Raw genomic sequence first — 22,645 nt, forward strand, 5'->3', positions numbered from 1 at the left:
GCAACGCGACGCCCGCCCGGCTTGGCCGCGGCGGGCGTTTTACCTGTTGGCGCCAGGCTATTGTCCCGGCGCCGCGTCCAGCAGGGAGCGTTCGAGCAGTTGCGACAGCGATGCGCGCAGCGCCTGCGTGCGCGCCGCCAGTTCCGGCCGCTTGTAGCGCTCGGCGGCGATCAGGCTGCTTTCCAGGCAAACCCGGTCGCCCCTGGCCAGGCAGGCGTCGGCAGTGTCGAGCTGGGCGCTGGCTTGCGCCACTTTCACCTTGGCGTCGAGCTCCAGGCTGTCGGGATCGTCGCCCCAGCGTTTCACGTAGATGGCCAGGCGCGTGGCGGCCAACTCCGGTTCGCCCGCATCGAGGGCTTGCTTGACGCTGCCTTGCAGCGTCGTCCACGCCTGTGCCCGCTGCTGTTGCCGGTCGCAGGCGGCGGCGGACTTGGTGATGCTCGCCTGCAAGCGTTTGATTTGCGCGGCGGGCGCCTTGGCACTTTTCAGCACGGCCAGCGCGCTGCGCGCTCCGTCCAGGTCGCACTGCGCCGCCAGCGCAGTGGCGGCCTCGACCTGTTCCGCCACGCTGGCCGGCTTGTCCGCGGGCTTGTTGAAGAACCAGATACCGGTCAGCACCACGGCCGCCGCGATCCACGTGCGCAAGCGCACGGGCGGACGCGGTGGCGGCACCGAGCCTCGGGCGGCCGGTTTCGCGGGCGGCGGCTTGGCTGGCGCAGGGGCCGCTGGCGCGACGGGCTTGGAAGCAGGATCAGGATCAGGAGCTGGCTTGGGCGCGGGTTGCGGTGCGGGAATGGGCGCAGGAATGGGGGCAGGAACAGGCGCAGCGACGGGCACCGGCGGCGGCATGCGCGGCACCGCAGGCGGCGCTGACACTTTCTCCAGAACAGGCGCTTGCGCCACCTGGCGCGCGCCGCAAAACGGGCAATGCACCACGCGCAGCGGCAAGATCCGGCCGCAAGCGGCGTTGATGCAAACGTCATTCACTGTTTCAAGCACATTCCAACCTTTTCCCGGGTGCGCCCGTTGCCCTGCGCACGTCTTGCTGGTTCATATCGTCATTCCTCTTGGCGAGCGCAGCGGCCAATGCTGTCGCCAGATCCCGGCTGCGCTGTTGCAATATTACCTTACGCGACAGCAAAAACGGCACGACGACCTGGCGCTTGGAGGGAAGACGACGCCAGGCCGGCCGATCGTCGAAGACAAGCAGCCCTGCCCGCTCCAGGCGCAGGCAAATATTATCGTGGTGTAGGGAGGGTACAGTCAGCCAGCACGGCGAGGCAAAGGAACAACACCCTGGCCAATCGTCCGCACGCCGCGAACGTCTGAAAAATGCCCAGGGCCAGGCGCCACGCCGAAGACAGTACGTTAGTACGGCAAGGCAAAGCAACAACGGTCCGCATGCCATGACCACCTGAAAAATGCCCAGGGCTAGGCGCCAAGCCGAAGACAGTACGTTAGTACGGCGAGGCACAGGCAACAACGCCCTGGACATTTTTCAGCAGAAATCAGACTTTGACGCTTTCGGCTTTGGCGATAACAGTGCGGGGAATAATCTCATTCTCGGGGCAAGTCTCCATCGCCTCCGAATACGTCAGCCAGCGTTTCAGGCTATCCATATGGCGGATGGTGATACCCTTGCCATTGATATAGCCGATCTGCTCGAAATTGGCGGGGCTGGTGGTCAGCTTCGATACGGTGGGGGCATTATCGATCAGGCGATCATAGGCCTTGCGCGCCTTGTGCTCCCACTTCGCCAGCGCGGGATCGTCGAAACGGTTGCTTTCAAAATACACGGTGACGGTACGGTCGTGGTTGGCAAAGCCGACGATGGCCGCGCCCCTGCGTATCGTCAACAGCACATCTTCCTTGACGCTTGCGATGGGCACAAGCAGGGCCGCGCGGCCATCCGCATCGGGCCGTTCCATCGGAATATCTTGTCCAATCACACTCATCGCATCACACTCGTCGAAGTCTATTCATTTCACCATCCTCATCAGGAAGGTGTCGTCCCGCATCACATTGCACGAGCCGCCATGCGTACACGCCGCATGCCACTCGTGTATCTGGCCTGTTTTACAAATAATACATTGCCATACGGCACTACACAAGATAATCGGCCTTCCCCGGCGGGGCTTGAGCATCCTTGCCACAGAAGCAAGCCTGAAACGGCGCGGTATCGACGACACGCCCGGCAACCGCCTTATAATGCCTGGTTTACCATACGCCAGACGAAATCCGCACCATGACGCTTCCCGAGAATGACACCAGCCGGCTCGACGCCATCAGCGCCGCCGCCACCGAAGTGGCCGCGCAAAACGTGGCCGACCTGCTGGCCATGGCCATCTGCCACCGCCCGGACGAACCGGCCCTGATCGTCTGCGACAAGCGCAGCTGGCTCAATGTCGTGCTGACGGAAGCGTATCGCCAGGCCTTGCCCGACGCCACCTTCATCGATTTCGACGAGGTCACGCCCGACGCCGTGCTGGCCGCGTTTGCCGAGCTGCCGGCCGGCAGCCTCGTCGTGCTGATCCAGTCAACCAGCTTCCGCCTGGAAGCGTTCCGCATCCGCATCGAGCTGTTCAAGCGGGGCTTGAAAGTGATCGAGCACGTGCATTTGTCGCGCATGCCCGGCGTGCAGGGACTGCACTACATCGCCTCGCTGGCCTACGACCCCGCCTACTATCGCGGCGTCGGCCATGCGCTGAAGGCGCGCATCGACCGCGCCCGCCACGGCATGGTCGACAGCGGCGGCGAGCAGCTGGTCTTTGCTTCTCCGTTCGAATCGGCCAAACTGAATATCGGCGACTACAGCAGCATGAACAATATCGGCGGCCAGTTCCCGCTGGGCGAAGTGTTTACGGAAGCGCAGGACCTGGAAGCGGTGAACGGGCGCGTGCGCATCTTCGTCTTTGGCGACACGCACTTCATGGTCAACCGCCCCGACACGCCAATCACCCTGATCATCGAAAAGGGCCGCGTGACGGGCACAGAGCACGCCACGCCCGAATTTTTGGCCATGCTGGAGATCATCCGCGCGCATGAGGGCGAAGTATGGGTACGCGAACTGGGCTTCGGCATGAACCGTGCCTTTTCGCGCGAACAGCTGGTCAACGACATCGGCACGTATGAACGCATGTGCGGCATCCATCTGTCGCTGGGCGCCAAGCACGGCGTGTACGCCAAGCCGCAATTCAAGCGCAAGGATGCGCGCTACCACGTCGATATCTTCGCCGTCACGGAAGCCGTTTATCTGGACGACGAGCGCGTGTATGCGGATGGCGCGTGGACGCTGGAACCCGTCGCTTTCAACTGAACCTCAGCTGAAAAACCCGGCAGCCTCCAGCTCGCGGTCCCACGGTGGCACGGGCTGGTATTCGGCCACCAGGAAATCGATCAGCGCGCGCACCTTGGGCGACGGCTGGCGGCTAGCCGGATACAGCGCGCTCAAGTGATTCAGCGGCAGGTCCCAGCCGGACAGCACGGGCAGCAGGCTGCCATTGAGCAGATTGCGCCAGGCGAGGAACGTGGTGCTGTAGACGATGCCGAGTCCCCGCTGCGCCGCCTGGTGCAGCACCAGCCCATTATTCGCAGTAAAACCCGCCTGCACGCGCACGCTCACCTCCTCGCGCTGTTCCCCTTCTCCCCGCTGGAAATGCCAGTTCGTGCCATCGGTCAGGTGGCTGAAATGCAGGCACTGATGCTTCAGCAGCTCTTGCGGCGTCTGCGGCACGCCCCATTGCGCCAGGTAGGCGGGACTGGCGCACAGCACGGCGCGGCACGGCGCCAGCGGGCGCATGGCCAGCGCGCTACTGTCCGGGATGCCGCCGACCCGTATCGTCAAATCAAAACCGTGGCGTATCGGGTCGAGCAGCGCATCGTCGACAAACAACTCGGCCTGCACCTGCGGGTGCAGCAGGCTGAATCGGGCGACGGCATCGGCCAGCCACACGCTGCCGAAACTCGATGGCGCCTGGATGCGCAGCGGCCCGGCGAGCTCCGCCCCCGCACCGGCCTGCGCCACGTGCGCCACCATGCGCGCCGCTTCCTGCGCCTGGCTGACGGTGGCCATGCATGGCGCCAGGTAGGCGCGGCCCGCATCCGTCAGGCTCACTTCGCGCGTGGAGCGGTGCAGCAGGCGCGCATGCAGGCGTTCTTCCAGTTGCATGATGGTCTTGCTGACCATGGCCCGCGTCAGGCCCAGGCGCTGGCCGGCCACAGTGAAGCTGCGCTGGCGCGCCACTTCGACAAAGATTTCCATCGCTTTTAATTGATCCATGTCAAAGATTGTCATCGCTTTGGCGACAATCTGTCAACCGTTGGGCGATTGTTTGCTGCCCTCGCCCATCCTACAATGGCACTTTCCATTGACCTCCGGAGCCGCCGCCATGCTGACAATCCTGCAACAAGAACAATACCAACGCGACGGCTACATCATCCTGCCCGATTTCAAGGGTGCGGACGAGATCGCCGCCTTGCGCGCGCGCGCCGAACAGATTGTCAACGAATTCGATCCCAGCGTCAGCCAGTCCATCTTCACCACGCGCGACCAGGCAAAAAACACCAACGACTATTTTCTCGCCTCCGACAACACCATCCGCTGCTTCTTCGAGGAAGAGGCGTTCGGCGCGGACGGCCAGTTGAAGCAGGCAAAATCGCTGTCGATCAACAAGATCGGCCACGCCATGCATGACCTGGACCCCGTCTTCCGCGCTTTTTCGGCCGACCCGAAGCTGGCCGAAGTGGCGCGCGACTTGGGCCTGGCGGATGCGCAAGTATGGCAATCGATGTACATTTTTAAACAGCCCGGCATCGGCGGCGAAGTGCGCTGGCACCAGGACGCCACATATTTCGAAACCACGCCGATCAGCGTGACCACCTTCTGGTTCGCGCTGGAAGACGCGACCCTGGAAAACGGCTGCCTGTGGGCGGAACCGGGCGGCCACCGCGGCCCGCTGCGCGAACGCTTCATCCGCAACGGCGACCAGGTGCGCGTGGAAAAACTCGACGCCATGCCCTGGCCCGACGACAGCACGGCCGTGCCACTGGAAGTCAAGGCGGGCGCCCTCGTCTGCTTCCACGGCTTGCTGCCCCATTACAGCGCGCCGAACCGCTCGCCCGTCTCGCGCCACGCCTATACCTTGCACGCCACCGATGGCCAGACGGAATACGCGGCCCACAACTGGATACAGCGCGACGCAACGTTCCCCGTGCGGGGCTTCGTCTGATGCGCATCGACGTCTTTGCCGCCCACTGGGGCAATAACGAGCTGCCGCCCGACGTCTTCATCGATAGGGTAGCGGCGGCCGGCTTCGACGGCATCGAGATGTCGCTGCCGCTGGACGCCGCCCTGCGCGAGGAGTGGACGGACCGCATCGCCAAGGCGGGACTGCAACTGATCGCCGCGCAGTGGGAAACCGTCTTCCACAGCGACTTCGAACTGCACCGCGCCGCCTTGGCCGAACTGCTGGAAAACGCCTGCCTGGCACGCCCCGTGCTGGTCAACACGCACACGGGCAAGGATTACTACAGCCAGGCGCAAAACGCAGAGCTGCTCGACCTGGCCGCCGCCATCTCGGCAAAGCACGGCGTGCCCATCGTGCATGAAATCCACCGCAGCCGCTTCAGCGGCCACCCGATGCTGCTGCTGCCCTATTTGATGCAGTACCCGGATTTGCCATTGACGGCCGACCTATCGCACTGGTGCTGCGCCTGCGAATCCCTGCTGGAAGACCAGCCGCAGACCCTGGCGCAAGTGCTGCCGCTGGTGCGCCACGTGCATGCGCGCGTGGGCCATGCACAAGGCCCGCAGGTAGCCGACTTCCGCGCGCCGGAAGCGAAGGCCGCGCTCGACGCCCACCTGGCGTGGTGGGACGCCATCGTCGCGCTGCGCCGCGCGGCCGGCGCCGAGCGCATGACGTTCACACCGGAATTCGGCCCTGCGCCATACACGCAAACCCTGCCCTGGACGCAGCAACCCGTGACGGATGCCTGGGAACAGAACGTCGCCATGCTCGATCTGCTGCGCGCACGGTACGCGCAGTAGTACGCCACGACCGCTCCCCATGCCCCGGGCCAGCCCGTCCGGGGCCCTGGCGCAGGCAAGCCACGCTTGTCATTAAGTAGCGCACTATATATACTGTGCCCATGGATACCACCACCGCCCCCAACCCCTTGCACCAGGTGCCGCGCCTGGACAGCCAGCTGTGCTTTGCGCTGTACTCGACCTCGCTTGCCATGAACAAGCTGTACCGCAAGCTGCTGCGCAAGCTGGGCCTGACGTATTCGCAATACCTGGTGATGATGGTGCTGTGGGAGCGCGACGGCTTGACGGTGTCGGAAGTGGGCGAGCGCCTGTTCCTCGACTCGGCCACCCTGACGCCCTTACTCAAGCGCATGGAGCAGTCGGGGCTGTTGACGCGCACACGCGCCGCCAGCGACGAGCGCCAGGTCATCATTTCCCTCACGGAACAGGGCGACCAGCTGCGCCACGAAGCAGCCCTGTTGCCCGAAGCCATACTGACGGCCAGCCACTGCAGTGTGGAACAGGTTGTGGACATGAAACAACAGCTGAACCAGTTGCGCGACAGCTTGATGAAAAGTGAGTAAAAGCACCGCTTTTCCGAGCAAAATCAGGCAAAGCATCCCCCTGACAGCGCCAGGCAAAAGCTGGCGCAAAATCCGCCTTTCTTTATTACAAATCGATACATGGATGGCCTCACCCTGCGTATAGAATAGTTGCCACTATTTCCTTACAACAACACCAGGGTGAATATGCGCTTACCTTTCGGCTCCGTAGCCTCGTTGGCTCTCTGCTTTACCGTATCGGCCTTCGCTGCCGAACCATTCGACGACAAGTTCCGCCAGCTCGAAGAGGTGCTGCCCACCCCGAACACCTACCGCACCGCCTCCGGCGCACCGGGCCACGCCTACTGGCAGCAGCGCGCCGACTACACCATCCGCGCCACCCTGGACGAAGCCAAACGCGAGATCGCCGGCAGCGGCACCATCACCTACCATAACCAGTCGCCCGACACCCTCGGCTACCTGTGGGTGCAATTGGACCAGAATATCTACAAGCCCGATTCCGACGCGCGCCGCATGACCACGGCGCCCTCGCGCCAGGCATGGGCCAAAACGGCTGGCGAAGAGACCATGAAATTCGAAGGCTTGCGCGGCATCCTGGCGCGCGGCGACTTCCAGGGCGGCTTCAATATCCGCGCCTTGAAGGGCACCGATGGCCAGCCTTTGAAATATGTAATGAACCGCACGATGATGCGCATCGACCTGCCGCAGCCTTTGAAACCGGGCCAGGATTTCGTCTTCCAGATCGACTGGGATTACCGCATCAACGAACAAAAGGTGCTGGGCGGGCGCGCCGGCTATGAAGTCTTCGACGACAAGAACGCTTTGTTCGAAGTGGCGCAATGGTTCCCGCGCATGGCTGCCTATTACGACGCGGCCGGCTGGCAGCACAAGCAGTTCCTCGGCTCGGGCGAATTCACGCTGGAGTTCGGCGACTACGATGTGCAGCTGACGGTTCCTGCCGACCATATCGTCGCCTCCACGGGCGCGCTGCAAAACCCGCAGGACGTGCTCTCAGCCGCGCAGCGTGAACGCCTGGAAAAGGCCCGCAGCAGCGACAAGCCCGTCGTCATCGTCACGCAAAAAGAGGCGGAAGCGGCCGAAAAATCCGTCAGCCGCGCGCAAAAGACGTGGCACTTCAAGGCGGCCAACGTGCGCGACTTCGCCTGGGCCTCGAGCCGCAAGTTCATCTGGGATGCGCAGGGCTACAAGAAAGGCGGCAGCGATGTGATGGCCATGTCCTACTATCCGAAAGAGGGCAATCCGCTGTGGGAAAAGTACAGCACGCAAGCCATCGTGCACACGATTGAACAGTACAACAAGTACAGCATCGACTACCCGTACCCGACGGCCATCTCCGTCAACGGCCCCGTGGGCGGCATGGAGTATCCGATGATCTCGTTTAACGGCCCGCGCCCCGTCAAGGATAAGAAGACGGGCGAGCTGACCTACTCCAAGCGCACCAAGTATGGCTTGATTGGCGTGATCATCCACGAGGTGGGACACAACTACTACCCGATGATCATCAACTCGGACGAGCGCCAATGGACGTGGATGGACGAAGGCCTCAACACCTTCGTGCAATACCTGGCGCAGCAGGCGTGGGAAGAAAACTACCCGGCCTCGCGCGGCGAGCCGCGCGAAATCGTCGACTACATGCGTAGCCGCGACCAGGTGCCCATCATGACGAACTCCGAATCGCTGCTGCAGTTCGGTAACAACGCCTACGCCAAGCCGGCGGCGGGCCTGAACATCCTGCGCGAAACCATCCTCGGGCGCGAACTGTTCGACTACGCGTTCAAGGAATATGCGCAGCGCTGGAAGTTCAAGCGCCCCACGCCCGCCGACTTTTTCCGCACCATGGAAGACGCTTCCGGCACGGACCTGGACTGGTTCTGGCGCGGCTGGTTCTACACGACCGACCCGGTCGACATCAGCATCGACGGCATCAGCGAATACGGCGTGAGCTCAAAAGATCCGGCAACGGAAAAAGCCTGGAAAAAGGCGCAGAAGGACGCCCAGCCGGAATCCGTCACGAGCCGCGCCAACAAGGGCATGCCGCGCCGGGTCGATGCGCATCCGGAACTGAAGGATTTCTACAACCAGCACGACGATTTCACGGTGACCAACAAGGACCGCAACGCCTATGCCGAGGCGCTGGCCACGCTGGAACCGTGGGAAAAAGACCTGCTGAAACAGGGCAAACACCTGTACCTGATCGACCTGTCGAACGTGGGCGGCATGGTCATGCCCCTGATCCTCGAAATCGAACTGAAAAGCGGCAAGAAGTACGTCGAGCGCGTGCCGGCCGAAGTATGGCGCTACTCGCCGAAGAGAATCACCAAGGTCGTCATCACGGATGAACCGATGGTGGGCCTGGTGCAGGACCCGTATTGGGAAACGGCCGACATCGACACCAGCAACAATAGCTGGCCGAGAAAAGTCACGCCATCGCGCCTGGAACTGTTCAAGAGCGAGAAGTCGCCCAAGGATAACCTGATGCGCGATTTTCATACGCCGTTGAAAGGCAAGAACGGCGGCTCGGCCAAGGGCGACGAGGCGTGAAGCACTGGCGCGCGCTGGCCGCCACCCTGCTGGCCTGCGCCAGCATGACAGCCGGCGCCCACAATTTCCACATGGGCATCGCCGACATCAGCTATAACGCGGCCAGCGGCAGCACGGAAGTAGTGCACACCTACACGGGCCACGACGTCGAGGCGCTGCTGACGAACCTGTACCAGCGCCAGTTCGACCTGGGCCAGGAAGACAGCGAAGCGGCGCTGCGCCGCTATGTCGAAAAACAGTTTTATCTCGTGGGGCCGGACGGCAAGCGCCTGCGCCTGAACTGGGTCGGCATGAAGGTCAATGCCGACAACGTGGTGATCTTCCAGGAAATCGAACACACGCGCCTGGCCCCCGCCACGCGCATCCATAACCAGCTGCTGATCGATTTCCTGCCCAGCCAGCGCAACACCCTCAACGTGCAGGACAGCGGCACCATCCAGACGCTGTTTTTCGACCGCCAGAACACGGAACTGCCGATCCGGTAAGCCCCGCCACACCCATACAACCATGACGCCACGCTCTCTTGCCCTCCTCCTCGCCGCCCTGTTTTCACCCGCAGCCCACGCCGATGACATCTTCCAGCGCGTGCTGGTCGACGGTTCGCGCCTGAACCAGCTGGGCGTGGCCGATTCGGCCAACGCGGGCAGCGTCACGCAAAAGCAGCTCGACGCGCGCACCAGCTACCGGCCCGGCGAATTGCTCGAAGCCGTGCCGGGGCTGATCGTCAGCCAGCATAGCGGCGAAGGCAAGGCCAACCAGTTCTACCTGCGCGGCTTCAACCTCGATCACGGCACGGACTTGCGTACCACCGTCGACGAGATGCCCGTCAACCAGCGCAGCCATGGCCACGGACAAGGCTGGACGGACCTGAACTTCCTGATCCCCGAACTGGCCATGCGCCTCGATTACAAAAAGGGGCCGTATTCGGCGGCACAAGGCGATTTTTCCTCGGCCGGCGCGGCGTCCGTCGTCTATGCGAATCGCCTGACGCAGGGCATCGCCAGCGTGGGCATCGGACAAAACGGCTTTCGCCGCGCCCTGCTGGCCGATACGCTCGATGCGGGCGACGGCAGCCTGCTGTACGCGCTCGAAGCGCAGCATAACGATGGCCCGTTCACGCAGCCGGACCGCTACCGCAAGCTCAATGGCGTGCTGCGCTACAGCGAGGGCTATGCCAACAATGGCTTCAACGTCACGGCCATGGCGTACGACGCCAGCTGGAATGCCACCGACCAGATTCCGCTGCGCGCCGTGCAGGACGGCACGCTGGGCCGCTTCGACGCCATCGATGCCAGCGACGGCGGCAAGGCGCAGCGCTACAGCCTGTCGGGCGCGTGGCGCCAGACCAGGGACGACGTGTCGTCCAAGGTCAGCGCGTATGTGATCGCCAACCGCCTGGCCCTGTTCTCGAATTTTACGTATGCGCTGGACGACCCCGATAACGGCGACCAGTTCGCCCAGCCCGACCGGCGCGTGACGTCCGGCCTCGATGCCAGCCATACCTGGCACCGCCACACGGACAGGGGCAGCAGCGACACCACCATCGGCCTGCAGCTACAGAACGACAATATCCACAATGGCCTGTACAACACGCGGCAGCGACAGATCGTATCGACCACGCGGCAAGACCATATCGTCGAATCGAGCATTGGCGTGTACGGCGAAAACAGCACGCGCTGGTCGCGTTGGCTGCGCACCGTGGCCGGCCTGCGCGCGGACGCCTACCGCTTCGACGTGCGCAGCGACCGGCCGGAAAATTCGGGCACGGCCAGCGACCATTTGTTCAGCCCCAGCCTGAGCGTGATCGCGGGGCCATGGCGCGATACGGAAGCGTACATCAACATCGGCAATGGCTTTCACAGCAACGACGCGCGCGGCACGACGATCACGGTCGACCCGAAGACGGGCGAAACGGCCGACAAGGTCACGCCCCTGGTACGCTCGCGCGGACTGGAACTAGGCCTGCGCAGCGCCGCCATCGCCGGCCTGCAAACGTCGCTGTCGCTGTACCGCCTGGACTTCGATTCCGAGCTGCTGTTCATCGGCGACGCCGGCGCCACCGAAGCGGGCCGCCCCAGCCGCCGCTATGGCATCGAGTTTTCCAGCTACTACAAGGCGGCCAGCTGGCTGTCGCTGGACCTGGACCTGGCATATGCGCGGGCACGCTCGCGCGGCAGCGACCCGGCGGGCGACTTCATCCCCGGCGCCATCGAAGGCGTGGCCCAGCTGGCCATGACGGTGACGCCGCCAGGGCCGTGGTCGGGTTCTTTGCGCCTGCGCTACTTCGGTCCGCGCCCTCTGATTGAAGACAACAGCGTGCGTTCGTCGGCCAGCGTGGGCTTGAACGGGCGCATCGCCTACCAGATCAAGAAGACCTTGCGCGTGGAGCTGGAGGGCTACAACCTGGCCAACCGGCGCGACTCGGCCATCGATTACTACTATGCCTCGCGCCTGCCCGGCGAGACGCAGCCCGTCGACGATATCCACTTCCATCCGGTGGAATCGCGCTCGCTGCGCCTGACCCTGGTAAAGAATTTTTAAGTAAACAAGAATAATTCTTATCGCACTGCACAGGAAACGCTGCGAAGTCGTAGAATGCCAGGCTGGATAAACTGAGACAGGCCGCGTTGCGGCCGGCACCGCCATGAGCACTTCCGCACCGATCTTTACCGACCCGTCCCACGTCAAGGACGCCTTGCGCGATGACGGCTATGCCGTCTTGCGCCCGCAGGACGTGGCCGCGCTGGCTGGCTGCCCGCTGGCCGCGCTGCGCGCGCTGGAACCGAGCTGGAATACCCTGGCGCTGGATAATTACCTGAAGGATGGCGGCCGCTATCGCCGCCGGCGCCACTCGTGCTTCGTGCAGGATGGCGAGCGCCTGACGCAGACGGCGCACCGTCCGCACTGGCAACCGGTGGAATACAACGCCCTGCACGGCGGCATGCACCGCCTGTTCGAACCGGTCGAAGCGGCTATCGTGGCGCAGCCGGCCTGGCAGCAGCTGATCCGCGCGCTGGGCGACGTCTGCTCGCAGGTCAAGGGCAGCCAGCCCTGGTTCATCGAGGCGCACCAGTTCCGCATCGATACGACCGATGGCATCGGCCGCCCCACGCCGGAAGGCGCGCATCGCGACGGCGTCGATTTCGTCGCCGTGCTGCTGATCGGGCGCGAACAGGTCAAGGGCGGCGAGACGCGCATCTTCGAGGCAGACGGCCCCAACGGCAAGCGCTTTACCCTGACCGAGCCATGGTCGCTGCTGCTGCTCGACGATGCAGCCGTGATCCACGAATCGACGCCGATCCAGCCCATCGGCGAACATGGACACCGCGATACGCTCGTGCTGACCTATCGCGCAGGCCAGTTCCAAGGCGAAAACTGACAGGCGGCCACAGCATTCCCTGTGGCCAAAATAGTTACTTGGAAGTTACTTTTGCAGACCTAAATCCGATATAGTCATACGATGTCGATATTGCGCGCTCACGGCGCCCAGCACCACCACACTGAAATTCTAGGAGAGGTCTGTGGACTCCAACAACCAAATCAAGCCTGACGAAATCGAGATCCTGATCGTCGAGGACAGCCCGACCCAGGCGGAGCGCCTGCGCCGCCTGATCCAGTCGCTGCACTATAACGCGCGCGTGGCGGCGAATGGCCAGCTGGCCCTGGCCGCCATCCGCGAGCGCAAGCCGCACCTGGTGCTGTCCGATATCGTCATGCCTGAAATGAATGGCTACGACCTGTGCCGCGCTATCAAGTCCGATCCGACCCTGCGCGACATCCCCGTGATCCTCGTCACCTCGCTCAACGATCCGAAGGACATCATCCGCGGCATCGAGTGCGGCGCCGACAATTTCATCCGCAAGCCCTACGCGGAAGACTACCTGCTCAACCGCATCAGCCACATGCTGATGAACCAGAAGCTGCGCAAGAACCAGAACGTGGAAATCGGCATCGCCCTGTACCTGGGCGACCAAAAGCATTTCATCAATGCGGAACGCCAGCAAATCCTCGATTTGCTCATTTCCACCTATGAACAGGCGGTGCAGGTCAACGGCGAACTGCAGGCGCGCGAACGCCAGGTGATCGAGCTGAACATGCGCCTGGCGCACCACGCGGCCGAACTGGAAACCACCAACCGCGAAATCGCCCTGAAAAACCTGGAACTGGCCGAAGCGAGCCGCATGAAGTCCGCCTTCATCGCGAACATGTCGCATGAACTGCGCACGCCGTTGAACGCCATCATCGGCTTCACGGGCGCGCTGCTGATGAAACTGCCCGGTCCCCTGACGTCCGACCAGGACAAGCAACTGAACACCATCCGCGCCAGCGCGCGCCATCTGCTCTCGCTGATCAACGACATCCTCGACGTGGCCAAGATCGAGGCGGGCAAGCTGACCCTGTCGATCGAACCCGTGCACTGCCAGGAGCTGATGGCCGAAGTGGCCGATACCTTGCGCCCGCTGGCCCAGCAAAAAGGCCTGGCGCTGGAAATGGCACTGGGAGAAGCGGGCCAGCCGCCCGCCATCATCGACACGGACCGCCGCGCGCTGACGCAAATCCTCATCAACCTGCTCAACAACGCGATCAAGTTCACGGAACAAGGCACGGTGCGCATCAGCCTGGCCCAGCGCGAGGAAGACGGCGTGCTGGTGACGGAAATGAGCATCGCCGACAGTGGCGCCGGCATCAAGGAAGAAGACCAGGCCAAGCTGTTCCAGGCCTTCTCGCAGCTCGATTCCACCTCCACGCGCCACGTGGAAGGCGCGGGACTGGGCCTATACCTGTGCCAGAACCTGGCCAACGCCATCGGCGGCGCCCTGTTCTTCAACAGCGACTACGGTTCCGGCAGCACATTTACGCTGGCCCTGCGCAGCAAGCCCTGATTCCGGTGCGCCGCAACATAAACTCTGGATTTTTTGCCATCTAAAACAGACCGATACCGTAGTTCTACGGTATTGCACTGCACCATTTCCAGCGCTATAGTGGAACTGTCTCCTCCAATTCGTTCTCCGAACATTGGATTACGCCCGCGAATACAACCGCGGGCTTTTTTTTGCCTGCGTTTTACATTATCTTCATCATTCCTTAACTAAATCAACCGACTTAGTTATATCAATCGTTTGAGATATATGATTAAATCTCCGGCATGATTGAAAAAAACGCCACCCCCACTTCCCATGCCGACGACGGGCGCAAGCCCCGTTCCGACGGCGAGCAGTCGCGCGAGCGGCTGCTGCATAGCGCCATCCGCCTGTTTGCCGAGCAGGGTTATGCCAAGACGTCCACGCGCGAACTGGCGCAGGCGGCCGGCACCAACGCGGCCGCCATCAGCTACTATTTTGGCGACAAGGCGGGCTTGTACCGCGCCGCCTTTGCGCAGCAGTCCTCGGATCCGCAAGACAATATCGCCCTGTACGAGCAACCCCATTTCACCTTGCGCCAAAGCCTGGAAGGCTTTTATGCGCAATTGCTCGCCCCCATGCAGCAAAGCGAGATCGCGCGCGACTGCATGCGCCTGTGGTGCCGCGAAATGCTCGAACCGACGGGTCTGTGGGCGCACGAGATCGACCAGAACATCCGCCCCGAGCATGAAGCGCTCACGCGCGTGCTGGCGCGCCACCTGGGTGCACCCGACAACAGCGACGACATGCACCGCCTGGCGTTTTCCATCGCCTCGCTGGCCCTGCAGCACATGGTCGGCACCGAGGTGCTGCAAACCTTGCGTCCGCAACTGCTGGAATCGCCGCGCGCCATGGACACCTGGCTGGCGCGCATGACCGACTACGCGCTGGCCATGGCCGACGTGGAGCGCCGGCGCCTGGCCATTCCTCCCTCTACCCCCACCGCTCAATGACAAGAGAAGGACAAGCATGACGACTATTCAATGCACCGTTCAACGCGTCCTGGCCGCCAGCATCGTGCTGGCGCTGGGCGGTTGCGCCCTGCAGGGGCCGCCCGCAGCGGTGGCCGCCAGCGCACCCGCGCAGTGGCAGGCACCGTTGCCGCATAACGGCAAGCTGACGGACCTGTCCAGTTGGTGGCAGGGCCAGGGCGACAGTCTGCTGGTGGAGTTGATCACCGATGCGCAGCAGGTCAGCCCGACCATCGCCGCCGCCGGCACGCGCATCGCGCAGGCGCGCGCGGACAGCATCGCCAGCGGCGCCGCGCTGGCGCCCACGCTCGACGCGACAGGCAGCGTGGTGCGCACCAGCCAGCAGTCGCAGCAACCCAGCGGCACCACCTCGCAGGCCGCGCTGCAGGCGTCGTGGGAAATCGACGTGTTCGGCGCCAACCGCGCCACGCGCGATGCGGCGCAGGAGCGCTACGACAGCGCGCGCGCGGGCTGGCATGAGGCCCGCGTCTCGGTCGCCGCCGAAGTGGCAAACCAGTACTACGCCTTGCGCACCTGCCAGCAATTGCAGGCAGTGTCCGAACAGGACGCCGTCTCGCGCCGCGACTCGGCACGCCTGACGGAACTGAGCGCCGGCGCCGGCTTCCAGCCGCCCGCCAACGCCGCCCTGGCCCGTGCCAGCGCCGCCGAAGGCGCCAGCCGCGCCATCGAACAACGCGCCGCCTGCGATGTGAATGTCAAGGCGCTGGTGGCCCTGTCGGCCATGCCGGAAGCGTCGCTGCGCCAGAAGCTTGCGGCCAGCCCTGCCGTCCTGCCCTCGCCCGTGGCGATTGCGGAACTGCCGGCACAAACCCTGGGCCAGCGTCCCGACATCTACAGCGCCGAACGCGAAGTGGCGGCGGCCAGCTTCGAAGTGCGCGGCGCGCAGGCGCAGCGCTATCCCCGTCTGAGCCTGGCCGGCTCCATCGGCAAGGGCAATATCCGCGCTGGCGGCACCAGCATCACGGCCAGCACCTGGAGCATCGGCCCGCTGGCCGTCAGCCTGCCCATCTTCGATGGCGGCACCCGCCGCGCCCAGGTCGATGCGGCGTCGGCGCGCTACGACGAAGCGGTGGTGAAATATCGTGCCGGCGTGCGCCAGGCCGTGCGCGAAGTGGAAGAGGCGCTGGTCAACCTGGCCAGCACGGACGAGCGCAGCAACTACGCCAAGACGGCACTGGAAGGATACCGCGTGTCGTTCGTCGCTACAGAAGACCGCTACAAGAATGGCCTAGCCAGCCTGATCGAACTGGAAGACGCGCGCCGCACGCGCCTGGCCGCCGAAAACACGGTGGTCAACCTCGAGCGCGAACGCAGCGCCGCCTGGGTGGCGCTGTACCGCGCCGCCGGCGGCGGCTGGAACAGCAGCAGCGCCATCGCCAACAACGCACCTTGACGGATACGACAACATGAAAAAAATGACCTTGAAACCGATGGCACTGGCACTGGCCGCCCTCTGTGTGGCGCTGGGCGCTGGCGTTACCCTGTACTCCCCGTCCTCCACCGCGGCAGACGACGCCAAGGACAAAAATGCGGCGCAAAAACCTGCCCTCACCGTCACCACGGCCAAGCCGCAAACGGCCAGCCTGCCCATCAAGCTGAAGGCCAACGGCAACGTGGCCGCCTGGCAGGAAGCCGTCATCGGCAGCGAATCGAACGGCTTGCGCCTGACGGACGTGCGCGTCAACGTGGGCGATGTCGTGCGCGCCGGCCAGGTGCTGGCCGTGTTCTCAAACGACACGGTGAACGCCGACGTGGCGCAAACGAAGGCCGCCGTGCTGGAAGCGGAAGCGAATGCAGCCGAGGCTGCCGCGAACGCGCAGCGCGCCCGCTCGCTGCAAAGCACGGGCGCCATCAGCGCGCAGCAGATCAGCCAATACCTGACGGCCGAACAGACGGCCAACGCGCGCATCGCGTCCGCCAAGGCGCAACTGGCGTCGCAGCAACTGCGCCTGAAATACACGCAGGTGGTGGCGCCCGACAGCGGCATCATCTCCTCGCGCTCGGCCACCGTCGGTTCCGTCGTGGGCGCCGGCACGGAGCTGTTCCGCATGATCCGCCAGGGCCGCCTCGAGTGGCGCGCCGAAGTGACGGCCACCGAGCTGCTGAATTTGAAACCGGGCACCCTGGCGCAGGTGAAGGCAGCCAACGGTAGCGTCCTGACGGGCAAGGTGCGCATGATCGCCCCTACCGTCGACCCGCAGACCCGCTCCGCCCTCGTGTATGTGGACCTGCCGGCCAGCACCGGCAACAATGCGCCGTTCAAGGCTGGCATGTACGCCAGCGGCGAATTTGAACTGGGTACCTCGGGCGCGCTGACGGTGCCGCAGCAGGCGATCGCCGTGCGCGACGGCTTCAGCTACGTCTTCCGCCTGAATGCCGACCAGCGGGTCAGCCAGATCAAGGTGCAGGCCGGACGACGCCTGAGCGACCGCATCGAGATTTTAGGCGGCATCACGGCCGACACGACGATTGTCGTCAGCGGCGCCGGCTTCCTCAACGACGGCGACCTGGTACGTAATGTGCAAAACCCGGTGACAGCAGCGGCCAAGCCGGCCGCGACGAAAAAGTAAGGAGAGACCATGAATTTTTCCTCCCTCTCGATCAAGAATCCGATCCCGGCCATCATGCTGTTCGCGCTGCTGACCCTGGCCGGTCTGCTGGCCTACAAGGCCAATCCGGTGCAGGATTTCCCCGACATCGAACTGCCCATCGTCACCGTCAGCGCGGTGCTGCCCGGCGCCGCGCCGGCCCAGCTGGAAACGGAAGTGGCGCGCAAGATCGAAGACTCCGTCGCCACCCTGCAAGGCGTGAAAAACATCTACACCAAAGTGCTCGATGGCGTCGTCACAGTGACCGTTGAATTCATCCTGGAAAAGCAGATCGCCGAAGCCGTCAACGACGTGCGCGACGCCGTCGCGCGGGTCAAGGCGGACATGCCGGCCGAGCTGCGCGATCCCACCGTCACCAAGGCGTCCACGGCAGGCCGCGTGGTGCTGACCTTCATCGCCACGGCGAAACCAGGCGTGGACAACCCGCTCGACGCGCCCGACCTGTCGTGGTTCGTCGACAATACGGTGGCCAAGCGCCTGCTGACAGTGCCCGGCGTGGGCGCCGTCAACCGCGTGGGCGGCGTCTACCGCGAGATCCAGGTGGAACTCGACGAGGCGCGCATGGCGGCATTGAAAGTGTCGGCCCTCGACGTCTCGCGCCAGCTGCGCCTGGTGCAGCGCGAAGCGCCTGGTGGCAGGGGCGATATCAGCGGCGCCGAGCAGTCGGTGCGCACCATCGCCACCGTCAAAACGGCCGATGAACTGTCGCGCGTGGAAGTGCCGCTGCCGGACGGCCGCCATGTGCGCCTGGACCAGGTGGCCACCGTGCGCGATACGGTCGCCGAACCGCGCGCACTGGCCGAGCAGGATGGCAGGACCGTCGTCGCCTTTGAAGTGTTCCGCACCAAGGGCGCCAGCGAAGTGGCCGTCGCCAAGGGCGCGCGTGCGGCCATCGCCGATCTGCAGAAGGAAAACCCCAACGTGGTGCTGCAGCAGTCGATCGACAATGCCTTCCCCGTCGAGGAAAACTTCGTCGGCTCGATGGAGCTGCTGTACGAAGGCGCGCTGCTGGCCGTGCTGGTGGTGTGGTGGTTCCTGCGCGACTGGCGCGCCACCCTGGTGGCCGCCGCCGCCCTGCCCCTGTCCGTGATGCCGGCTTTCCTCGGCATCTACTGGTTCGGCTACACGCTCAATACCGTCACCCTGCTGTCGCTGGCCCTGGTCGTCGGCGTGCTGGTCGACGACGCCATCGTGGAAATCGAAAACATCGAGCGCCATCTGCGCATGGGCAAGTCGCCCATGGAGGCGGCCATGGAAGCGGCCGACGAAATCGGCATGGCGGTGATCGCCACCACCTTCGCGCTGGTGGCCGTGTTCCTGCCGACGGCCTTCATGAGCGGCATTCCCGGCCTGTTCTTCAAGCAGTTCGGCTGGACGGCCGTGCTGGCCGTGCTGGCCTCGCTGGTGGTGGCACGCCTGCTCACGCCGATGATGGCCGCCTACCTATTGAAACCGCTGCCGCACAAGGAAGAACAGGATGGCTGGCTGATGACGCGCTACCTGAAGGTCATGCGCTGGTGCCTGAACCACCGTGGCATCACGGTCATCGCCGCAGCCCTGTTCTTTGTCGGCGCCATCGCGCTCGTGCCGCTGCTGCCGACGGGTTTCGTGCCGGCCGCCGACCGCGCGCAGACGCTGATCAACCTGGAACTGCCGCCCGGCTCCACCCTGGGCGAAACGCAAGCCGTGGCGGCACTGGCGCGCAATGCAGCCATGCAAACGCCCGGCATCAAGGGCGTCTTCAGTTCGATTGGCGGTGGCTCCAGCGGCGACGCCTTCGCCCCCGGCGCGGCGGCCGAGGCGCGCCGCGCCGTGCTGACCCTGACCACCATGCACCGCACCGAGCGCAAGGAATCGATGGCAGGCCTGGAAACCCAGCTGCGCCACAAGCTCGATACGATCCCCGGCGCCCGCTTCACGGTGGGGCCGCCCGACTCGGGCGTCAAGATGCAACTGGTGCTGCGTTCGGAAGACCCGGTGGCGCTGATGGCGGCGGCGCAAAAGGTCGAGCGCGAACTGCGCGGCCTGAAAGGCATCGGCAACGTCAATTCCAGCGCCTCGCTGGTGCGCCCGGAAATCATCGTGCGTCCTGATTTCGCCAAGGCGGCCGACCTGGGCGTGACGGCGGCAGCCATCGGCGAAACAGTGCGCGTGGCCACGGCCGGCGACTACGACACGGACCTCACCAAAATGAACCTGCCGGAGCGGCAAGTGCCGATCCGCGTCAAGCTGCCCAACAGCGTGCGCGCCGACCTGGCCGCCATCGAGCGCCTGACGGTGCCCGGCAAGAATGGCCCCGTGCGCCTGGCGAACGTAGCCACGGTGACGATGGAAAGCGGCCCGGCGCAGATCGACCGTTTGAACCGCAGCCGCAACGTGACCCTCGACGTGGAACTCGGTTCGCGCACCCTCGGCGAACTGAATGAAGAAGCACGCGCGCTGCCGTCGATGAAGAATTTGCCGCCGTCCGTGAAGATCGCCGAACTGGGCGACGCGCAGGAGATGGCATTGCTGTTCGCCAGCTTCGGCCTGGCCATGCTGATCGGCGTGCTGTGCATCTACTGCGTGCTGGTGCTGCTGTTCAAGGACTTCATGCAACCGGTGACCATCCTGGCGGCGCTGCCGCTGTCGATCGGCGGCGCCTTCGTGGCCCTCCTGATTACGGGCAGCGCCCTGTCGATGCCGTCGATGATCGGCCTGATCATGCTGATGGGGATTGTCACCAAGAACTCCATCCTGCTGGTCGACTATGCGATCCTGGCGCGCCAGGCCGGCATGAACCGCTTCGATGCACTGGTCGACGCCTGCCACAAGCGTAGCCGCCCCATCCTGATGACGACGATCGCCATGGGCGCCGGCATGATGCCGCTGGCGCTGGGCTGGGGCGCCGATCCCAGCTTCCGTTCGCCGATGGCCATTACCGTCATCGGCGGCCTGATCACGTCGACCTTACTGAGCCTGCTGGTGGTGCCGGCCGTGTTCACCTACATCGACGACCTGGAGCACCTGCTCAAGCGCGGCATGGCCAGACTGCGCCGCCAGAAGGCGCCGGCGCGGCGCGATGACAAGGTGGCGCTGGAAAAATAAGGGCCGCCATTGTTTGCAAAATCGCCCCTTGCGGGCAAGGAAGCGAAGGACCGGCCGCCAGGCCGCGCTCCCTCGCCTCCATCTATCTGGCATACTGCGCCCATTCTCAATGAACGCAATCTGCCCTGCCTATGAAATACCGCACCCCGCTCGTCCTGTTAATGGTATCCGCACTGCTCGGCGCCTGCTCGGACAAGACCGCCCCCGCCAGCGCCGACCTGGCAGCTGACGTGGTAAGCGATGTTCCCGCTGCCGCTGCCGACACGGCATCGGCCGAACACGTGCCGCCGCCGGCCGCCACCGCACCCAGGACGGAAGCGATGAACACGCCGCAGGCGCGCGAACGCGAAGTAGGCATGATGCGCGCCGTCTTCGGCAAGGACTACCGCAGCGACAGCGACGATGCGCTGGCCGACCTGTCCGATCCTGATAAGCACGTCGACAAACTCAGTTACGTGGTCAGCGCCGTCAGCCACAAGCTGCTGCCCGATGGCCGCGCCATCCTGGTGGCGAATGCGGAAACGGCCAACACGGAAGGCACGGCCGAATCGGCGCATGCCTCGTCGGGACTGCTGAATGTGTTTTTCCTGACGCCCAAGGGTCAGCCGGAAGACGGCCAGTGGCAAGTCGTGAAACGACTGGAAAACATCGCCGCCCTGGGTTCATCGGGGCAGCTCGGCGAAGTGCACTGGGTCATGCTGGGCGCAAACAAGCCGGGGCTGGCGATCCGCCATGGCTATACGGGCCAGGGTTACACCATCACGCAACTGGCCCTGTTTGAAATCGGCGACGGCAAAGTGACCGCGCTCGATGGCGGCATCGACCTGTATTCAGACAATATGGGCGCCTGCACGCCGGACATGGAGGAGTGCTGGATGGTCAAGGGCCAGTGGCGCTTCGCCCCCGCGCGCAATGGCGGCGCCTACGACGACTTGCTAATCGACTTCACAGGCGCCTCCGAGAAGATCAAGCCCGGCGTCACGGTCAAGCCGGACGAGGACCCGCCGCGCATCGCCACGCCGTTGAACGGCCACGCGCGCTATGCTTTCGATGGCAAGGGATATAAATTAATTGAAGGGAAAAACACGGTGCCTGGCGTGTAAGAAAATACCCACCAGGCACCGCCATGCCGCTACCTGCGCGCCGCCTCCAGGCGCACCAGCAGCGGCGCATACATGGCACGCGTATGGCTGCTCCAGCGGGCCATGGCGCTGTCGATATCGAGCAGCAGGCGTTCCGACAACACCTTGTCGCCCCGCTGCAGCGCCCAGATCGCACACTCGGCGCGGCACTCGAAGCTGTTGTAGCGCGTCAGCGCATCGTCGAATTCCGCCTTCGCTTCCGCCTGGCGCCCGCTTTGCGCCAGCGCACGCGCAGTCAGCAGGGACACCATCTCGGGACGGAAATGGATGTCGCTGCGGCGGATGAATTCCAGGTGCGTCAGCGCTTCGGCGCCGCGCGCGCATTCCAGGTAGGCGCGCGCCGCGCCCAGGCGAATTTCCAGGTCCGATGAAAACGCTCCCTGCAGGCAGGCTTCATACGTCGATGCCGCTTCCTGCGCATTGCCCGCTTCGAGCAGCGCGCTGGCCAGGCGCATCTGGTTCTGCGCCGTCGGCGTATACTCAAAAGCAGCCTTCGCCTCGCGCAATTCGCGGTTCGGATCGAGCACTTGCACGGCCACCGACGCGACCTTGCGCGCACCTTGCGGCAGGCGCGAATTGGGCAGGTAAATGGCGAAAAAATACACCACGCTGCCCAGCAGAGGGAACATGAATAAAATGAGCAGCCAGTACAGCTGCTGCCCGTTGCGCACCACGTGAATCGCAAAAAATACCGCGATCAGGATGTGGATGCCTATGCCAAAAATCGTCATGCTGCGACCTCGTTCGTTCGTGACGGGAGCAGC

Annotated in this window: 19 protein-coding genes; 15 read left to right on the forward strand and 4 right to left on the reverse strand. The window is 64.1% G+C overall.

Annotated elements, in window-relative coordinates; translation table 11 throughout:
- Positions 1 to 57: 57 nt before the first annotated feature.
- Positions 58 to 849 (reverse strand): hypothetical protein, encoded by a 792-nt coding sequence (locus ACQ4WY_RS09455; RefSeq protein WP_436503764.1) that lies wholly within the window; start codon positions 847 to 849, stop codon positions 58 to 60.
- Between ACQ4WY_RS09455 and ACQ4WY_RS09460 the strand changes: the two genes are divergently transcribed.
- The gene (locus ACQ4WY_RS09460) at positions 848 to 1,252 is read left to right on the forward strand and encodes a hypothetical protein (RefSeq protein WP_436503765.1); all 405 of its coding nucleotides are present in this window, start codon (positions 848 to 850) and stop codon (positions 1,250 to 1,252) included. The genes ACQ4WY_RS09455 and ACQ4WY_RS09460 overlap by 2 nt on opposite strands.
- 256 nt (positions 1,253 to 1,508) lie before the next feature.
- Here the strand turns inward: ACQ4WY_RS09460 and ACQ4WY_RS09465 are convergent, their stop codons facing one another.
- Positions 1,509 to 1,955: a hypothetical protein gene (locus ACQ4WY_RS09465; protein WP_353660228.1), complete on the reverse strand. Its 447-nt coding sequence runs from the start codon at positions 1,953 to 1,955 to the stop codon at positions 1,509 to 1,511.
- A gap of 290 nt (positions 1,956 to 2,245) precedes the next feature.
- Between ACQ4WY_RS09465 and ACQ4WY_RS09470 the strand changes: the two genes are divergently transcribed.
- Entirely contained in the window at positions 2,246 to 3,316 is a 1,071-nt protein-coding gene (locus ACQ4WY_RS09470; protein ID WP_436503766.1) for a M29 family metallopeptidase, read from the forward strand.
- A 3-nt stretch (positions 3,317 to 3,319) separates the two neighbouring features.
- Here ACQ4WY_RS09470 and ACQ4WY_RS09475 read toward each other — a convergent pair whose 3' ends face one another.
- On the reverse strand, positions 3,320 to 4,279 hold the full coding sequence (locus ACQ4WY_RS09475; protein WP_436503767.1) for a LysR family transcriptional regulator: 960 nt from the start codon (positions 4,277 to 4,279) through the stop codon (positions 3,320 to 3,322).
- Positions 4,280 to 4,388: 109 nt separating this feature from the next.
- Here ACQ4WY_RS09475 and ACQ4WY_RS09480 point away from each other — a divergent pair, with 109 nt between their 5' ends.
- The 13 genes from ACQ4WY_RS09480 (at position 4,389) to ACQ4WY_RS09540 (ending at position 21,842) form a co-directional block, all read left to right on the forward strand.
- Positions 4,389 to 5,228, forward strand: coding sequence for a phytanoyl-CoA dioxygenase family protein (locus ACQ4WY_RS09480; RefSeq protein WP_436503768.1), 840 nt, complete (start codon positions 4,389 to 4,391; stop codon positions 5,226 to 5,228).
- Positions 5,228 to 6,046: a sugar phosphate isomerase/epimerase family protein gene (locus ACQ4WY_RS09485; protein ID WP_436503769.1), complete on the forward strand. Its 819-nt coding sequence runs from the start codon at positions 5,228 to 5,230 to the stop codon at positions 6,044 to 6,046. Before ACQ4WY_RS09480 ends, ACQ4WY_RS09485 begins: the two co-directional genes overlap by 1 nt.
- 101 nt (positions 6,047 to 6,147) lie before the next feature.
- The gene (locus tag ACQ4WY_RS09490; protein WP_289903768.1) at positions 6,148 to 6,609 is read left to right on the forward strand and encodes a MarR family winged helix-turn-helix transcriptional regulator; all 462 of its coding nucleotides are present in this window, start codon (positions 6,148 to 6,150) and stop codon (positions 6,607 to 6,609) included.
- Positions 6,610 to 6,774: 165 nt separating this feature from the next.
- Positions 6,775 to 9,150: a M1 family metallopeptidase gene (locus ACQ4WY_RS09495; RefSeq protein WP_436503770.1), complete on the forward strand. Its 2,376-nt coding sequence runs from the start codon at positions 6,775 to 6,777 to the stop codon at positions 9,148 to 9,150.
- Positions 9,147 to 9,635, forward strand: coding sequence for a DUF6702 family protein (locus ACQ4WY_RS09500; RefSeq protein ID WP_436503771.1), 489 nt, complete (start codon positions 9,147 to 9,149; stop codon positions 9,633 to 9,635). The genes ACQ4WY_RS09495 and ACQ4WY_RS09500 overlap by 4 nt, the downstream gene beginning before the upstream one ends.
- 22 nt (positions 9,636 to 9,657) lie before the next feature.
- The gene (locus tag ACQ4WY_RS09505) at positions 9,658 to 11,691 is read left to right on the forward strand and encodes a TonB-dependent receptor (RefSeq protein ID WP_436503772.1); all 2,034 of its coding nucleotides are present in this window, start codon (positions 9,658 to 9,660) and stop codon (positions 11,689 to 11,691) included.
- A gap of 103 nt (positions 11,692 to 11,794) precedes the next feature.
- Complete coding sequence (locus ACQ4WY_RS09510) at positions 11,795 to 12,529, forward strand: 2OG-Fe dioxygenase family protein (RefSeq protein WP_353660220.1); 735 nt, start codon at positions 11,795 to 11,797, stop codon at positions 12,527 to 12,529.
- A gap of 142 nt (positions 12,530 to 12,671) precedes the next feature.
- Positions 12,672 to 14,033 (forward strand): hybrid sensor histidine kinase/response regulator, encoded by a 1,362-nt coding sequence (locus tag ACQ4WY_RS09515; protein WP_353660219.1) that lies wholly within the window; start codon positions 12,672 to 12,674, stop codon positions 14,031 to 14,033.
- Positions 14,034 to 14,296: 263 nt separating this feature from the next.
- Positions 14,297 to 15,004 (forward strand): CerR family C-terminal domain-containing protein, encoded by a 708-nt coding sequence (locus tag ACQ4WY_RS09520; RefSeq protein ID WP_353660218.1) that lies wholly within the window; start codon positions 14,297 to 14,299, stop codon positions 15,002 to 15,004.
- A 16-nt stretch (positions 15,005 to 15,020) separates the two neighbouring features.
- On the forward strand, positions 15,021 to 16,436 hold the full coding sequence (locus tag ACQ4WY_RS09525) for an efflux transporter outer membrane subunit (protein ID WP_436503773.1): 1,416 nt from the start codon (positions 15,021 to 15,023) through the stop codon (positions 16,434 to 16,436).
- 13 nt (positions 16,437 to 16,449) lie between these two features.
- Positions 16,450 to 17,613, forward strand: a complete 1,164-nt coding sequence (locus ACQ4WY_RS09530) for an efflux RND transporter periplasmic adaptor subunit (RefSeq protein ID WP_436503774.1) — start codon at positions 16,450 to 16,452, stop codon at positions 17,611 to 17,613.
- Positions 17,614 to 17,622: 9 nt separating this feature from the next.
- Positions 17,623 to 20,739, forward strand: coding sequence for an efflux RND transporter permease subunit (locus ACQ4WY_RS09535; protein WP_436503775.1), 3,117 nt, complete (start codon positions 17,623 to 17,625; stop codon positions 20,737 to 20,739).
- A gap of 131 nt (positions 20,740 to 20,870) precedes the next feature.
- A complete protein-coding gene (locus ACQ4WY_RS09540; protein ID WP_436503776.1) occupies positions 20,871 to 21,842 on the forward strand; it encodes a hypothetical protein in 972 nt (323 codons plus the stop codon).
- A gap of 29 nt (positions 21,843 to 21,871) precedes the next feature.
- Here the strand turns inward: ACQ4WY_RS09540 and ACQ4WY_RS09545 are convergent, their stop codons facing one another.
- Positions 21,872 to 22,612, reverse strand: a complete 741-nt coding sequence (locus ACQ4WY_RS09545) for a hypothetical protein (RefSeq protein ID WP_436503777.1) — start codon at positions 22,610 to 22,612, stop codon at positions 21,872 to 21,874.
- Between the last annotated feature and the right edge of the window lie 33 nt (positions 22,613 to 22,645).

The organism is Janthinobacterium salmonicoloratum, from assembly GCF_051380845.1.
GTDB classification, from domain to species: domain Bacteria; phylum Pseudomonadota; class Gammaproteobacteria; order Burkholderiales; family Burkholderiaceae_D; genus Janthinobacterium; species Janthinobacterium lividum_F.

Bases quoted from the DNA above. Each gene is read 5' to 3' on its own strand.
- ACQ4WY_RS09460 (WP_436503765.1), top strand. From the start codon at position 848: ATGCGCGGCACCGCAGGCGGCGCTGACACTTTCTCCAGAACAGGCGCT.
- ACQ4WY_RS09455 (WP_436503764.1), bottom strand. From the start codon at position 849: ATGCCGCCGCCGGTGCCCGTCGCTGCGCCTGTTCCTGCCCCCATTCCT.
- ACQ4WY_RS09465 (WP_353660228.1), bottom strand. From the start codon at position 1,955: ATGAGTGTGATTGGACAAGATATTCCGATGGAACGGCCCGATGCGGAT.
- ACQ4WY_RS09470 (WP_436503766.1), top strand. From the start codon at position 2,246: ATGACGCTTCCCGAGAATGACACCAGCCGGCTCGACGCCATCAGCGCC.
- ACQ4WY_RS09475 (WP_436503767.1), bottom strand. From the start codon at position 4,279: ATGGATCAATTAAAAGCGATGGAAATCTTTGTCGAAGTGGCGCGCCAG.
- ACQ4WY_RS09480 (WP_436503768.1), top strand. From the start codon at position 4,389: ATGCTGACAATCCTGCAACAAGAACAATACCAACGCGACGGCTACATC.
- ACQ4WY_RS09485 (WP_436503769.1), top strand. From the start codon at position 5,228: ATGCGCATCGACGTCTTTGCCGCCCACTGGGGCAATAACGAGCTGCCG.
- ACQ4WY_RS09490 (WP_289903768.1), top strand. From the start codon at position 6,148: ATGGATACCACCACCGCCCCCAACCCCTTGCACCAGGTGCCGCGCCTG.
- ACQ4WY_RS09495 (WP_436503770.1), top strand. From the start codon at position 6,775: ATGCGCTTACCTTTCGGCTCCGTAGCCTCGTTGGCTCTCTGCTTTACC.
- ACQ4WY_RS09505 (WP_436503772.1), top strand. From the start codon at position 9,658: ATGACGCCACGCTCTCTTGCCCTCCTCCTCGCCGCCCTGTTTTCACCC.
- ACQ4WY_RS09510 (WP_353660220.1), top strand. From the start codon at position 11,795: ATGAGCACTTCCGCACCGATCTTTACCGACCCGTCCCACGTCAAGGAC.
- ACQ4WY_RS09520 (WP_353660218.1), top strand. From the start codon at position 14,297: ATGATTGAAAAAAACGCCACCCCCACTTCCCATGCCGACGACGGGCGC.
- ACQ4WY_RS09525 (WP_436503773.1), top strand. From the start codon at position 15,021: ATGACGACTATTCAATGCACCGTTCAACGCGTCCTGGCCGCCAGCATC.
- ACQ4WY_RS09530 (WP_436503774.1), top strand. From the start codon at position 16,450: ATGAAAAAAATGACCTTGAAACCGATGGCACTGGCACTGGCCGCCCTC.
- ACQ4WY_RS09535 (WP_436503775.1), top strand. From the start codon at position 17,623: ATGAATTTTTCCTCCCTCTCGATCAAGAATCCGATCCCGGCCATCATG.
- ACQ4WY_RS09540 (WP_436503776.1), top strand. From the start codon at position 20,871: ATGAAATACCGCACCCCGCTCGTCCTGTTAATGGTATCCGCACTGCTC.
- ACQ4WY_RS09545 (WP_436503777.1), bottom strand. From the start codon at position 22,612: ATGACGATTTTTGGCATAGGCATCCACATCCTGATCGCGGTATTTTTT.